Source organism: Xylanibacter caecicola (assembly GCF_013166515.1).
In the GTDB taxonomy this organism is placed as follows: Bacteria; Bacteroidota; Bacteroidia; order Bacteroidales; family Bacteroidaceae; genus Prevotella; species Prevotella caecicola.
On the sequence record NZ_JABKKJ010000004.1, the window covers coordinates 87,432 to 101,389 of the forward strand.

Here is a 13,958-nt window from a genome sequence, read left to right on the forward strand (position 1 = left end):
ATGGATATAAAGAGAGTTCTGGACTTTTTGGAAGCCATACGTGACAATAACAACCGTGAGTGGTTTTTGGAAAACAAGAAAGAATATCAGGCGGTAAGGAAGACTTTCGAGAAGGATGTGGAGACGTTGATAGAGCGTATTTCGCTGTTCGATGCCTCCATATCGCATATAACCGTCAAGGATGCCACATATCGTTTCAACCGTGATACGCGTTTCTCACCGGACAAGTCGCCGTATAAAAGGCATTTCGGGGCGTATATTGCGGCTCATGGCAAGAAGGCTTTTCACGGAGGGTATTACATACATGTAGAGCCGGGCAACTGTTTTGTGGCATGTGGCAACTATTGTCTTCCGACAAACATCCTTACATCGTGCCGCAATGAGATAATGGCAAACATAGACGAATGGAGGGCTGTTGTTGAGAGTGACGTGTTTGTAAGGTTTTTCGGCAGGGCAGGGCAGAGCCGTTGGGGAGACAAAAAAGGTTTCGGCGGTGAGTATCTTAAGAAATCTCCGTCCGGTTTTCCCCGCGACTATGAGTTTGTTGACTATCTTCGCATGAAAGACTATTGCTGTTGGAAGGCTGTGCCTGATACATTTTATGGCGGTGAGGCATGGTTTGATGAAGCCGTGAAGATATTCAAGGTGGCAAAGCCGATGATGGACTTTGTGAATTCCGTCATAGACGACTATGAGTAGAGGTCTGGTTTATAAAGAATAGTACTGTCTAAAATAAAAGATGGGGGGGGAGAATGTAGAGATAAAAGAAGATAAAGTTGCATGTTTTACCGCTTGGTATAAGACTATTGTCCTTTATCTTCCGTGGCTTTTGCCACATAACTTCTACTATCTCCCTCTATCTTCTTGTTTTGATACAGTCCCATTTGTTTTTGCCTTTTTTCTTTTCCATTTCCTTCTTTATTGCACATCCCGGACAGTTGCTGCACGGATTGCCCTTGTCTGTCAGGGTACGGTATATGTGTATGCCCGCAAGTACCAGGCATACGGCAATTATCAATATGGTTATTATTGTCTGCATATAAATAACGAGGATGTATCAAAATCCTGTATTATTGATTTTGACACACCCTCTTTATTTGGTCATGATGTTACGTTCTTATTTGAAATAACGCTTGTAGAGACCCATGAAGCCTGCACAGTGACGTGCTTCGTCCTTTGCCATTTCGTGAACAGTGTCGTGAACAGCATCCATACCGGCAGCCTTTGCGTTTCTTGCAATGCGGAACTTGTCCTCGCATGCGCCGCGCTCTGCAGCGATACGTGCCTCGAGATTGCTCTTGGTGTCTTTGAGTACGTCGCCGAGAAGCTCTGCAAACTTTGCTGCGTGTTCTGCCTCTTCAAAAGCATAGCGCTTGTAAGCCTCTGCTATTTCGGGGTATCCTTCGCGGTCAGCCTGACGGCTCATTGCCAGATACATTCCCACTTCGCCGCATTCACCGTTGAAGTGTGCATTGAGATCTTTTATCATCTCTTCGTTTGCGTTTTCCTTTATTGCAGCGCCAAGCTCGTGAACTGTAGCGAATGACTCTGTGTCATTGACGTCCATTTCGTTGAACTTCTCTTTGCCGGCCTTACAGATCGGACACTGTTCCGGTGCTTCATCACCTTCGTGAACATATCCACAAACGGTGCAGATAAACTTTTTTTTCATAATGTTTTTATTTTATTGGTTATTTATTATCCTGTTGTCCGGAAAGACAACAAGAACATATTCCTTTGTAATACAGCTGCATCTCGTCCACGGCATTCCCGTCTATCATCATGTTCTTGCCGACTATCGGTGCCGGTTCGTCGAAGAAATCAGTTACATGTCCGCATTTTTTACAATAGAAATGGACATGCGGCGTGGTGTTGCCGTCGTAACAGACTCTGTGCTCGTCTATTGTTATCATTCGTGCCGCGTTGTGTTCCGACAGCAGTCTCAGCGTGTTGTAGACCGTTGTACGGCTTAGCGTCGGCATTTTTTTGCACAGTCCGACATAGACATCCTCCACGGTAGGGTGGGTGGGGTTGTTCAGCAGATACTCCATAATCTCCATTCTCTGTACCGAAGGGCGTATGTTGCATTGTGTAAGAATGTCGTATGCGCTTTTGTCCGTCATCTTTATTGTTTTTATTGTGATGCAAAGGTAATGCAAACCGAACACAATAAAACTTGTTTCAAATTGTTGAGGTGCCGCTTACCTTATGCAAAGGTAATGCAAACCGAATGCAATGAAATTTGTTTCAATTTGCTGAGGTGCCGCTTGCCTTATGCAAAGGTACAAATAAAATATAATAATACAAATTATATATTTGTAAAAATTACAAACTAATTGTATATTTACGCGAATTCAAAATAAGAACATTCAAATACTTACTCTCACAGAGTAGGGACATATTCTTGTATTTGTCCGCACGCCTCATAGAGGCGTTCAGATAAGAAGTCAAGGTCTTCAATACAAATGCCTTGTCGTTTTGTCACTTTTATCTGTATGAACGGTATAAGGAACGCCTCTATGAGGCGTGCGGACAGATACAAGAATGTGTCCCTACCCGGAAAAGAACACGACTAAAACTATTGTTCCTTATCTCGAACTCGCGTATATTTGTTTACACCTTATTATATATAGGAGTTCGGGATAAGTATATCCGGATATATCCTCTTACAGGTAAGGACATATTTTTCACATTCAACAACACGGATACCGTATAGAAAGAGAGTGTGCATAATTGCAGGTTCAATCCCATGGTGGATGACTTGCATTATGCACACTCTCGTGTTATTGATGTTTAGAAAACCTTTAAGCCTTTTATCTTATTCTGTCTGCCGACCTTACAAGTGCCTCATCGGCAAGTATTGCCTTGCGTGCCATGACGTTCAGTATCAGTGAAACGGCGGGGAATGCTGCTGTAAACAGCATTCTGAACTCTGTATTGTCGTTGCTATATGTTACAAATCCCGTAAAGAAATATGCCGCATACCATGCGATAAGAAAGAATATGTTTAAAAGACACATTCGTCCTTGCCTCTTCCTGTTGCTGTATGTGAATATCGCCGCTATGGATATTGTGCATGTAAGCAGAAGCAATGCAAACAATATGCAACCGGAAAAGTCGAGAGAACCGTCGTATGATTTCAACCATAGATTGTACAAACTGTGGTCGGGCGTTATTGTAGACGACACAAACCTGCCGACGGGCAGGCATAGGCATATAACGCTTATGATGACGGAGATGAGAAGATATAGTGTCTGTTTACGTTGTATCATCAGTCTTTGGATGCTTCTTTAGATGCTTCGCGCCAGTAAATATTAGAATCCATAAATTCTTCTGTTGCCAAAAGTGTCGGTTTGGGCAACTTTTCATAGTATCTTGAGATCTCTATCTGCTCACGATTTTCAAAAACTTCCTCCAAGCTGTCGTTATAAGAAGCAAATTCTGCAAGTTTCTTGCTAAGATCCTGCTTTATTTCAACCGATATCTGATTGGCGCGTTTGGCAATAATAGATACGCTCTCATAGATGTTTCCGGTTTCATCGCATAGATCCATAATGTTGCGTGTAACTGTGTTTACAGGTGCTTTTGATTTCTTGTAATCCATTATTTTATACTTTAATATTTATTAATTCAGAGATGTCGTTAATTTTTCAGAAGCGTTTCGCCTTCGGTTGTCGTGCATATAACACATGTTATTCTTTGGTGTGTTTCTTGCACGTGGCAATATATTTTTCCGCAAGGCTGCGTTCTTTTGAGTCCGGATATTCGTTGATGAATCCGTAGCACTCATCTTCCGCATCGCGGAAACGGTCAAGGCGTTTTTCTTCCACGCTCTGTTCTGCCAGGCAGAATTTACTTTTCATTATCAGAGATGCAAACTCTTCGCGGTGTTCCGTATATGGATAGTCTTTCATTGCGTTCTGTGCAGTGATGATACATGCCTCGTAGTTGCTTCCTCCGCTTGTGCAGTTGCCGAAATAAGTGCCGAGATTGTAATAAAGTTGTGCCGAATAAAGCTCTTTCTTTATAAGCTTGTCCTGAAGCTGAAAGAGCCGTTGCTGTGCCGTGCCTTTCATCTTTGCATCGGGAAACAAATCCATATATTCCTGAAAAGCGGCGATGGCATTGACTGTCTCCGTTTGGTCAAGACGCGGTTCGGGAGTGCTTTGGAAAAGGCTTTCGCCAATATAGTATGATGCCATTTCGGCATAAATGCCCTTGGGATAGCTCTTGTAATACCTCTTGAAGCACTCTGCCGCGCTCTCATAGTCCTTGTTCCCGTATTCGGACATAGCAAGCATGTAAAGAGATTCTTCTGCGTTTTCCGTTCCTTTCATCATGGTGAAAAGTTCTCTCAGCAGTGTTGAGGAGCGGGTGTACTTGCCGTTGGCGAAGCATTCTTTGGCATATTCGTATTTGAAATTATAATCCTGTGACTTGTACACTTGATTGAATTCATGAGCGCAACCGGTAAAAGACAGTGCCACACATGAATATATTGCGATAAGAATGTTATTCTTCATTATAATGATTATTTGAGTTGCAAAATTACACATAATTCTATTAATACCAAAAGCTCAAAAAGGCTTTTTAGTAAAAATAACATCCTTTTCATGTTTATTAGGCACTTAATTTGTATTTTTGCAGCCGTAAAGCAGGTTAGGATAAAAGTTTGTTCAAGTCGGGTGTTCAATGTGTGATGCCATTATTCGGTACAATGTATGGGTAAGTTCAAGATAACATCGAAATACAGTCCTACCGGTGATCAGCCGGAAGCAATAAAAGAGCTGGTGAACGGTATATGTCGCGGTGACAAGTCGCAGGTTTTGCTTGGCGTGACAGGCTCCGGAAAGACTTTTGCCATAGCCAACGTCATCGCACAGGTGAACAAGCCTACTCTTATTTTAAGCCATAACAAGACCCTTGCGGCACAGCTTTATGAGGAAATGAAAGGTTTTTTTCCCGAAAATGCCGTGGAATACTATGTTTCCTATTACGATTATTACCAGCCGGAAGCGTATGTTCCGCAAACGGATACGTATATAGAGAAAGATCTTGCCATTAATGAGGAGATAGACCGCTTGCGTCTGTCTGCCGTATCCTCTCTTTTGTCCGGACGAAGTGACGTTGTCGTTGTCTCTTCCGTGTCGTGTATATACGGTATGGGTGGTCCTGCGGCAATGGCGGGCAGTGTGATTCATATAAAGAAAGGCATGGCCATAGAGCGCAATGCTTTTCTTATGAAGCTGGTGGGTGCCCTTTATGTAAGGAATGACATTGAGTTGAAACGCGGAAACTTCAGAGTCAAGGGTGAGACCGTTGATATATTCATGGCTTACAGCGACTATGTGTTGCGTGTAACCTTTTGGGATGATGAGATAGACACAATAGAAGAGGTGGATCCGGTGTCGTATCACAAACTTGCATCCTTTGATGAATATCAGATATATCCTGCCAATCTGTTTGTTACATCGAAGGAACAGACGGAATATGCAGTAAGACAGATACAGGAAGATCTGCAAGAACGTATAGATTTCTTTAATGAAATCGGTGATACAATTAAGGCTCAGCGCATTAAAGAGCGGGTTGAATATGATCTTGAGATGATAAAGGAGCTTGGACACTGTTCGGGTATAGAGAACTATTCGCGATATTTTGACGGAAGGGAAGAGGGGCAGAAACCATATTGTCTTTTGGATTTTTTTCCGAAAGATTTCCTTCTTGTCATCGATGAGAGTCATGTCAGTGTGCCGCAGATAAGGGCTATGTATGGAGGGGACAGGGCAAGAAAGTCCAATCTTGTTGAGTTTGGCTTCCGGCTTCCTGCCGCTTTTGACAACCGTCCGCTTAAGTTTGAGGAGTTTCATGATATGATAAATCAGGTCATATACGTATCTGCAACTCCGGCAGACTATGAGCTTGAGGAGTCTGAAGGCGTTGTTGTCGAGCAGGTGATACGTCCTACCGGACTTCTTGATCCGGAAATAGAGGTGCGTCCCAGTGAAAATCAGATTGACGACCTTATGGACGAGATATTGACAAGATGCGAAAAAGACGAACGCACGCTTGTCACAACACTTACAAAGCGTATGGCGGAGGAACTTACCGAGTATCTGCTGAACCATGAAGTGCGTGCGAACTATATCCACAGTGACGTCGCAACGCTTGACAGGGTCAAGATTATGAGTGATCTTCGTGCCGGTCTGTTTGACGTATTGGTCGGTGTAAATCTTTTGCGCGAAGGTCTTGATCTGCCTGAGGTTTCTCTTGTCGCAATTCTTGATGCCGACAAGGAAGGTTTTCTGCGTTCACACCGTTCGCTTACGCAGACAGCCGGGCGTGCGGCTCGCAACATAAACGGAAAGGTTATAATGTATGCCGACAATATCACTGCGAGCATGCAGATGACTATAGACGAGACTTTGAGAAGGCGTACCAAACAGTTGAAGTATAATGAAGAGCACCATATAACACCCAAGCAGGTTTCAAAGGATATAAAGCAGAATATACTCGTGAAGAATACGGGAACGTCGGATGACGGAATATCCCGGAAAAAGGAGTACCGTCCTTATATTGAGACGGATGAAGTTGCTTTTGCCGCCGACTGTATCATTGAGAAGATGACAAAGGAACAGTTGGAAAGAAGTATTGAACGTACGACACAGCTGATGAAACAGGCTGCAAAGGAACTCGACTTCATACAGGCGGCGCAATATAGGGATGAGATTGTGCAGCTCCGGAAAATACTTGAGACAAAGTAGTCTTTGATGTTAAAATATGCTTAATGTACGTAAAATCACACATTATTTACTAATTTTGCGCTTATTAATATATTAAATTTAAGTTTGGAACGTTTATGAGATTTATCGCAACATCCATATTAACAGTCTTTTCCATTGTTGGTTTTGCACAGAATGTATGGGAAAAGCCTGTTCAGAATTCAACAAAAGCAGTAGAAGAAGTGGTAAAGCCGAATCCGGATGAGAAGTATCTTGTCGGTGCGGTGACGGAAGAGGACGGCAAGGTGCAATGGACTCTTGATGTGGATGTTCCGGGTAAAAGCGCAGAACAGATATATGACCGGATGTATAAGTGTCTCGATGATCTTACAAAGCAGGAAAACCAGCTTGAAGGAAGTTGTGTGGCTCTGGTAAATAAAAAGGACCATATAATCGTGGCAACAATAAAAGAATGGCTTGTCTTTAAAGACTCTTTCCTTTCGCTCGACCGTTCAAAGTTCAACTACACGCTTATTGCGGAATGTAAGGACAACCATCTTACATTGAAGATGAACCGTCTTTTCTATAAGTACGAGGAAGACCGCAAGCCTCAAGGCGGTAGTGTGTACAAGGCGGAAGACTGGATTTCCGATGCGAAAGCCCTTAACAAGAAACAGACGAAGCTTCTTCCCGGTTCGGCGAAGTTCCGCCGTAAGACAGTAGACCGCAAGGATTTCCTTTTTGAGAATATAGAACGCATTGTTAAGGAGTAGGCTGTTTTTTCAAGCCTTTGGTGGCTTTAAATTAAAAAAACTGATTATGGAGAGAAACTTGCGTCATCACAAGCAGGAAGACAAGCCCGATAAATTTTTCATGATTCGCAATATCCTGAATCTTATATTTGTATTGGGTGCAGTCATTGGATTATTGTTTTACTTCTTCTGGGGCAAAGAGACAGGAACGTTTATAATACTAATTTCAATGGCATTCAAGTTCTTTGAGTGTATATTTCGTTTTATAAAATGAGCAGACTTTTACTTGCATTGCTGTTGCTTATCTTATGTAACGGCACGGCATTGTCGCAAGATTTCAATCAGATAACAGATGATGGCGCCTATACACCTGCCGGGCAAGATATGCGTAACAGGCGTGATACGCTGAACAATAACAACAAGGAGATTCCTAAGGGACTGAAGGTGTGGACCGTGGACGAAAGGTTTGGTGACCGTATGGCGGCTGTTCCCGATACATCGTCGCACATGTTCATGAACACTATATTCACTTCCGGCATGAGAGGGGAGTACAATACTACCGGAAATCTTGGTGCCCCACGTATAAACCGCATATTCATTGACCGTGATATGACGGAGCAATTCATCTTTACACAGCCTTATGACTATTTCATAACGCCTGTGGACAAGTTTCTGTTTACAAATACTTTGTCTCCAATAACAAACATATCTTATAATGAATGCGGTGACAAGACAAACGGAGAAGACCATTTAAAGGCTCTGTTTGGTGTAAATGCAGGCAAGGAACTTGGTATGGGATTTAAGTTTGACTATATCTACGGGCGTGGATATTATCAAAATCAAAGCACTTCACATTTCAACTATTCAATGTATGCCTCATACCTTGGCGAACGCTACAATGCGCATCTGCTGATGTCTACAAATCATGAGAAGGTGGCAGAGAACGGAGGTATAACAGATGACAGGTATATCACTCATCCTGAAATGTTTGAAGATGATTTCCGTGAAAACGAAATTCCGGTTGTGCTTGAACGTAACTGGAACAGAAATGATAATCAGCATATATTCTTTTCACACCGGTATAACGTCGGCTTCAGTCGCAAGGTCAAGATGACGGAGGACGAGATAAAGGCACGCAAGTTTGCCATAGAAGCAAAGAAAGAGAATGATGCTGAGAAAGAAAAGGACAAGGCACGGAAAAAGGCAAAGCGTGACGGAAAGAAGTTTGATGAGGACGATTTCGATAACCAACGGACTTTTTCCGGTCGTCCGGACGATGCAATAATAGCCGGTGACGAGCCTACGGTCGTTGCAGACGATAAGAAAAACAGAATTTCCGTTAGCGGTAAGACTGTATTGGACAGTCTTTCTATTGCAGAGAATAAGGTTGCGGAGGACACGTCGTGGATGAAAAACGAGTATGTACCGGTTACAAGTTTCATACATACTCTTAAGGTTGACAACTACAGACGTATATATCAGGCATACGAAACTCCTGAGAATTATTATGCAAACAAGTATTTTGATGGTATTGGAAGGGCTGCCGGCGACTCCATATATGACAAGACACGCCATTATTCGATAAAGAACACCTTTGCCATTGCCTTGCTTGAGGGATTTAACAAGTGGGCAAAGGCAGGACTGAAAGCCTTTGCTACATCCGAACTCAGACACTTCACTATTGCAGATGTCAATGACGGGCTGGCTAAGTACAGCGAACATAATGTCAGTGTGGGAGGTCAGTTGAGCAAGACACAAGGTTCTTTGCTACATTATAATGTAACCGGAGAGACATGGGTTGCAGGTGAGGATGCCGGACAGGTAAAGATCGACGCGGCTGCAGACTTGAATTTCAAACTTTTCAACGACACTGTCAGACTTGCGGCACGTGCATATTTCTATCGTCTCAACCCTACTTTCTATCACAGGCATTTTCATTCCAAGCATTTATGGTGGGACAATACAGACCTTGACAACGAGATACGTTCACATATAGAAGGCGTTTTCTCTTTGAAACGAACGCGTACACGACTCAGAGTGGCAATAGACGAGTTGAAGAACTATACATATCTGGCGCAGAGTTATAATATTACGGATGATTTCGGACGTACAGGAAACAATGTAGCCGTAAATCAGTGTGGTGACAACATCAGTCTTCTTACATTACAACTTGAGCAGGACTTCAGGTTAGGACCGCTTAACTGGGAAAATCAGATAACTTATCAGAAATCGAGTAAGGCAGAGATTCTTCCTGTTCCGGACGTCAATGTATACAGCAACCTGTATCTGCGCTTTAAAATAGCGCGGGTGTTGAAGGTGGATTTGGGCGCGGACGTCAGATACTTCACTAAATATTATGCGCCAGACTATAGTCCCGCCATAGGTCAGTATACAGTACAGGACAATGGAGAAAACAACATAAAGCTGGGAGGCTATCCTATTGTCAACGTCTATGCGAACATGCATCTCAAGCAGACACGTTTCTTCGTCATGATGAGTCATGTCAATGCCGGTGAGGGAGAGGCGTTTCTCACACCTCATTATCCGATAAACACAATGGTCTTTCGCTTTGGTTTGTCATGGAATTTCTTTAATTAGGATGCCCCATGTACGGTAACATTAATAGAAAAAGAAAAGGAAACTTTTATTATGCCACAAATATCTAACCGCGGAATAGAAATGCCGGAGTCGCCGATACGTAAGCTGGCTCCGCTTGCTGCCGCTGCAAAGAACAGAGGAATAAAGGTCTATCACCTTAATATAGGTCAGCCCGACCTTCCCACACCGAAGGTTGCGATAGACGCAATACGCAATATAGACCGTAACATACTTGAGTATTCACCCTCCCAGGGGTATAAAAGTTATCGCAGGAAGTTGGTAGGATATTACAAGAAGTATGATATCGACGTGTCGGCAGACGACATTATCATCACCTGTGGTGGCAGTGAGGCGGTTCTTTTTGCATTTCTTTCATGTCTTAACCCCGGAGATGAAATCATTGTGCCCGAACCTGCATATGCCAACTATATGGCTTTTGCCATATCGGCAGGTGCAAGAATAAGGACTATATCCACAACGATAGACGAAGGATTTTCGCTTCCGAAGGTTGAGAAGTTTGAAGAACTGATAAACGAGCGGACACGTGCCATTCTTATATGCAACCCCAACAACCCTACGGGCTATCTATATACAAGGCGGGAGATGAACCAGATAAGGGATCTGGTGAAGAAATACGATCTGTATCTTTTCTCCGATGAAGTCTATAGAGAGTATATTTATACCGGTTCTCCCTATATAAGTGCCTGTCATCTTGAGGGTATAGAACAGAATGTGGTGCTGATAGACTCTGTAAGCAAGCGCTACAGCGAATGCGGCATACGTATCGGTGCACTGATAACAAAGAACCTTGAGGTGCGTAAGGCTGTTATGAAATTCTGCCAGGCACGTCTGTCACCTCCGCTTATCGGTCAGATTGCCGCCGAAGCTTCGCTCGATGCTCCGGAAGAGTATCACCGTGAGATTTACGATGAATATGTAGAGCGTCGTAAATGTCTTATCGACGGGCTGAACCGCATTCCAGGCGTATATTCACCTATACCTATGGGGGCTTTTTATACGGTGGCAAAGCTTCCTGTCGATGACAGTGAGAAGTTCTGCAGGTGGTGTCTGGAAGAATTTAATTATGAGGGCGAAACCGTGATGATGGCTCCGGCAAGCGGATTTTATACAACTCCCGGAGCAGGAATCAATCAGGTGCGTATCGCTTACGTTCTGAATAAAGAAGACCTTACACGTGCCCTTGTCGTGTTGCGCAAGGCTTTGGATGCTTATCCGGGAAGGGTTGAAGAATGAGTTTGCCACTTTTCATAGCCCGCCGTATATATTACGATAGGGCAAAAGATCGTAAAGTCAGCCGTCCGGCAGTGCAGATAGCCACAATCGGTGTGGCTGTAGGGCTTGCCGTAATGATTGTTTCCGTTTCGGTTGTTTTTGGCTTCAAACATACTATACGCGACAAGGTCATAGGCTTTGGCAGTCATATAACGGTGGCAAACTTCAAGAGTCTGCATGGCAGCGAACAGCATCCGGTATGTATACCGGACAGTATGGCAGGCTGTCTTGTTGCAATAGATGGTGTGAAACATGTGCAGAGATATGCCCTTAAGCAGGGATTGCTAAAGACAGATCGTGATTTTCTCGGCGTGATGTTTAAAGGTATTGCATGCAGCGAATACGATACTACGTTTATACACAATAATATTATAGAAGGCAGCATACCGGATTTCAGCAGTAGGAAAGGCAGCAACAAGATTGTCATCTCCAAGATTATAGCCGATAAGTTGGGAATACATGCAGGAGACAAGATATATGCCTATTTTATAAACGATGCGGATGTGAGGGCGAGGCGCTTCAATGTGTCCGGCATATACGAGACAAATCTTGCCCAGTTTGACAACTCCGTATGTTTTGTCGATTTATATACGGCAGTAAAGTTAAACGGTTGGGATAATTGCCGGGTAAGCGGGGCTGAGCTTACTGTTAAGGATTTTGACAATCTTCCTGCGGTTGAGAATGCGGTGATAGACAAAGTGAACAGAACAGAAGACAGATATGGTGAGATCTTCTCATCGATGACGGTTCAGGACATGTATCCGCAAATATTCTCATGGCTCGACCTTCTTGACCTTAACGTATGGATTATCCTTGTTCTTATGCTGTGTGTTGCCGGATTTACAATGGTCTCAGGACTGCTCATCATAATCCTTGAAAGAACAAATATGATAGGCATACTCAAGTCTTTAGGATGCAGGAACAAGACCATACGCCATATCTTTATATGGTTTTCCGTATTTATAATAGGGCGGGGTATGCTTATAGGGAACGCTATAGGTGTGGGTTTGATTGCATTGCAGCATTTTACGGGACTTATAAAACTCGACCCCTCGACGTATTATGTGAGTGTTGTTCCGGTGGAATTCAATGTGATGTTTATCATCATACTTAATGTTGTGACGCTTCTTGCAAGTGTCTTTGTGCTTATAGCCCCGAGTTATATTGTCTCGCACATTCATCCTGCAAAGTCAATGAAATATGAGTGATGTTTCATAAAGCTATGCTTTACGATGTCTAACCCTATGCTTTACGTATCGTAACCCATAGCTTTATGGTGCGTAAAGCATAGCTTTATTGTTACCGGTGTTTTTCGTCACGAGGCGATGGTACTTCCAAGCCGTTTTTTATATTAAGACCTTACAGCTGTATGTTTTGCCGTTTACGTTGATATACAGTATATAGTCTCCATGTCTAAGCCCGTTGCAGTCAATGCTGACATTGCTGCTTTCTCCTGTGGCACCTTGTATATTCCTACTTTTATATACTATTCCGGTAATGTCACATACAAGTATTTTTATATCAACCTTTTTACTAAGACTGTATTCAATGTCAATTATACCTCCTTCGATACTTGTTTTATATTGGAAAAGTTCATCCGTTCTTTTATTTTTATCCGTATCAATATCGACGTTCGGATTATTCTTTTCTGTTTCTATGTTCTCACGTACCATCCTGTTATCCTCATCGTAAAGAAGCTCCTGCTCTGATACAGGACAATAAAGGGCAGTCAGACATACGGGGGAGCCACTCTCATCGCTTATGGCAGTGGTCTCTATAACTGGATATCTGTATCCTGTGGCATACCAGCTGTATCTGTTTATTTCCATTACAGGAATATTTTTGTCGGATATGGTCATTATACTGTCCGTATTATATGGTACAATGCTGTCGATGTATGTTTCAAGTTCCTGTTCCGTCAATATATATTTCATGTTTTGCCATCCTACAAGTTTCCTGCTATGTACCCTTATGACGTTGTATAGTATGTTTTCTTCCGGCAGAATAAGTGTCCCTGTCGCATCAGATTCAACCTCGTATATTCCTGATATCCTTGACATCATACGCTCGGAATATGCGGCAGTACCGTGAAATACACCGCTGATTTTGTCACCGTATGTAATAGGGTAGTGCAGTATGGCTTCCGGTCTGTCGTAGCAGATGCGTGTGGTGCTGTTCTCATAACCGTTTTTTATCAGGGTGTCTGCATGCTCTGTGTAATAATATCTGGTTTTATTCTCTATCCCGACTATGGTATTCTTGTTATCGGCAACGGATGAATAGGTTACCGTGTAATTCTTGTCAAGAATGTCAACATCGCTGAAATCCCATACAACATCCTTGCCGTTTCCTCCTTCATTCTTGTATGTAATGATCTGTTTTCTTATTTCATCACCTGCACGATAGGAGTGTAAGTCAGTCCTTTTTTCCTGTGCATACGCATTTGTCACAGCCTGTGACAGGATTACAATTATTATTGTAGTTAAATATATCTGCATTTTGTAGTTCTTGGTTTTAGGTATAATGTTTTTAGTTTATGGTATTTTACAATGCTATGCTCATATTAATTTAGTTCCGTGTTACCTTAAAGTTCTGA

Annotated in this window: 13 protein-coding genes; 6 read left to right on the forward strand and 7 right to left on the reverse strand. The window is 42.8% G+C overall.

Translation table 11 applies throughout. The features are described 5' to 3' along the window. Positions 1 to 699 (forward strand): DUF2461 domain-containing protein, encoded by a 699-nt coding sequence (locus tag HPS54_RS04035; protein WP_172344190.1) that lies wholly within the window; start codon positions 1 to 3, stop codon positions 697 to 699. A 157-nt stretch (positions 700 to 856) separates the two neighbouring features. On the opposite strand, the gene HPS54_RS04040 is transcribed toward HPS54_RS04035, so the two are convergent. From HPS54_RS04040 to HPS54_RS04065, 6 genes are all read right to left on the reverse strand, one after another. Then, entirely contained in the window at positions 857 to 1,039 is a 183-nt protein-coding gene (locus HPS54_RS04040) for a FeoB-associated Cys-rich membrane protein (RefSeq protein ID WP_172344191.1), read from the reverse strand. A 78-nt stretch (positions 1,040 to 1,117) separates the two neighbouring features. Then, positions 1,118 to 1,672 (reverse strand): NADH peroxidase, encoded by a 555-nt coding sequence (locus HPS54_RS04045; protein WP_172344192.1) that lies wholly within the window; start codon positions 1,670 to 1,672, stop codon positions 1,118 to 1,120. 19 nt (positions 1,673 to 1,691) lie between these two features. Continuing rightward, positions 1,692 to 2,123, reverse strand: a complete 432-nt coding sequence (locus HPS54_RS04050) for a Fur family transcriptional regulator (RefSeq protein WP_172344193.1) — start codon at positions 2,121 to 2,123, stop codon at positions 1,692 to 1,694. A 690-nt stretch (positions 2,124 to 2,813) separates the two neighbouring features. Next, positions 2,814 to 3,272: a DUF4293 domain-containing protein gene (locus HPS54_RS04055; protein ID WP_172344194.1), complete on the reverse strand. Its 459-nt coding sequence runs from the start codon at positions 3,270 to 3,272 to the stop codon at positions 2,814 to 2,816. Next, on the reverse strand, positions 3,272 to 3,604 hold the full coding sequence (locus HPS54_RS04060; protein WP_172344195.1) for a DNA-directed RNA polymerase subunit omega: 333 nt from the start codon (positions 3,602 to 3,604) through the stop codon (positions 3,272 to 3,274). Before HPS54_RS04060 ends, HPS54_RS04055 begins: the two co-directional genes overlap by 1 nt. An 88-nt stretch (positions 3,605 to 3,692) precedes the next feature. Continuing rightward, positions 3,693 to 4,523 (reverse strand): outer membrane protein assembly factor BamD, encoded by an 831-nt coding sequence (locus tag HPS54_RS04065; protein ID WP_172344196.1) that lies wholly within the window; start codon positions 4,521 to 4,523, stop codon positions 3,693 to 3,695. Between the two features lie 198 nt (positions 4,524 to 4,721). Here HPS54_RS04065 and uvrB point away from each other — a divergent pair, with 198 nt between their 5' ends. From uvrB to HPS54_RS04090, 5 genes are all read left to right on the forward strand, one after another. After that, on the forward strand, positions 4,722 to 6,761 hold the full coding sequence (uvrB, locus tag HPS54_RS04070; protein ID WP_172344197.1) for an excinuclease ABC subunit UvrB: 2,040 nt from the start codon (positions 4,722 to 4,724) through the stop codon (positions 6,759 to 6,761). A gap of 95 nt (positions 6,762 to 6,856) precedes the next feature. Beyond that, the gene (locus HPS54_RS04075) at positions 6,857 to 7,492 is read left to right on the forward strand and encodes a DUF4468 domain-containing protein (RefSeq protein ID WP_172344198.1); all 636 of its coding nucleotides are present in this window, start codon (positions 6,857 to 6,859) and stop codon (positions 7,490 to 7,492) included. Between the two features lie 249 nt (positions 7,493 to 7,741). Further along, positions 7,742 to 10,069 carry a putative porin gene (locus HPS54_RS04080; protein ID WP_172344199.1) on the forward strand — a complete coding sequence of 776 codons (2,328 nt, stop codon included), beginning with the start codon at positions 7,742 to 7,744 and terminating at the stop codon, positions 10,067 to 10,069. Positions 10,070 to 10,120: 51 nt separating this feature from the next. Continuing rightward, positions 10,121 to 11,323 (forward strand): pyridoxal phosphate-dependent aminotransferase, encoded by a 1,203-nt coding sequence (locus HPS54_RS04085; RefSeq protein WP_172344200.1) that lies wholly within the window; start codon positions 10,121 to 10,123, stop codon positions 11,321 to 11,323. After that, positions 11,320 to 12,570, forward strand: a complete 1,251-nt coding sequence (locus HPS54_RS04090; protein WP_172344201.1) for an ABC transporter permease — start codon at positions 11,320 to 11,322, stop codon at positions 12,568 to 12,570. Before HPS54_RS04085 ends, HPS54_RS04090 begins: the two co-directional genes overlap by 4 nt. 138 nt (positions 12,571 to 12,708) lie before the next feature. Here the strand turns inward: HPS54_RS04090 and HPS54_RS04095 are convergent, their stop codons facing one another. Beyond that, positions 12,709 to 13,860 carry a hypothetical protein gene (locus tag HPS54_RS04095; protein ID WP_172344202.1) on the reverse strand — a complete coding sequence of 384 codons (1,152 nt, stop codon included), beginning with the start codon at positions 13,858 to 13,860 and terminating at the stop codon, positions 12,709 to 12,711. Positions 13,861 to 13,958 lie beyond the last annotated feature (98 nt).

Bases quoted from the DNA above. Each gene is read 5' to 3' on its own strand.
- HPS54_RS04050 (WP_172344193.1), bottom strand. From the start codon at position 2,123: ATGACGGACAAAAGCGCATACGACATTCTTACACAATGCAACATACGC.
- HPS54_RS04080 (WP_172344199.1), top strand. From the start codon at position 7,742: ATGAGCAGACTTTTACTTGCATTGCTGTTGCTTATCTTATGTAACGGC.
- HPS54_RS04095 (WP_172344202.1), bottom strand. From the start codon at position 13,860: ATGCAGATATATTTAACTACAATAATAATTGTAATCCTGTCACAGGCT.
- uvrB (WP_172344197.1), top strand. From the start codon at position 4,722: ATGGGTAAGTTCAAGATAACATCGAAATACAGTCCTACCGGTGATCAG.
- HPS54_RS04075 (WP_172344198.1), top strand. From the start codon at position 6,857: ATGAGATTTATCGCAACATCCATATTAACAGTCTTTTCCATTGTTGGT.
- HPS54_RS04035 (WP_172344190.1), top strand. From the start codon at position 1: ATGGATATAAAGAGAGTTCTGGACTTTTTGGAAGCCATACGTGACAAT.
- HPS54_RS04055 (WP_172344194.1), bottom strand. From the start codon at position 3,272: ATGATACAACGTAAACAGACACTATATCTTCTCATCTCCGTCATCATA.
- HPS54_RS04085 (WP_172344200.1), top strand. From the start codon at position 10,121: ATGCCACAAATATCTAACCGCGGAATAGAAATGCCGGAGTCGCCGATA.
- HPS54_RS04045 (WP_172344192.1), bottom strand. From the start codon at position 1,672: ATGAAAAAAAAGTTTATCTGCACCGTTTGTGGATATGTTCACGAAGGT.
- HPS54_RS04065 (WP_172344196.1), bottom strand. From the start codon at position 4,523: ATGAAGAATAACATTCTTATCGCAATATATTCATGTGTGGCACTGTCT.
- HPS54_RS04090 (WP_172344201.1), top strand. From the start codon at position 11,320: ATGAGTTTGCCACTTTTCATAGCCCGCCGTATATATTACGATAGGGCA.
- HPS54_RS04060 (WP_172344195.1), bottom strand. From the start codon at position 3,604: ATGGATTACAAGAAATCAAAAGCACCTGTAAACACAGTTACACGCAAC.
- HPS54_RS04040 (WP_172344191.1), bottom strand. From the start codon at position 1,039: ATGCAGACAATAATAACCATATTGATAATTGCCGTATGCCTGGTACTT.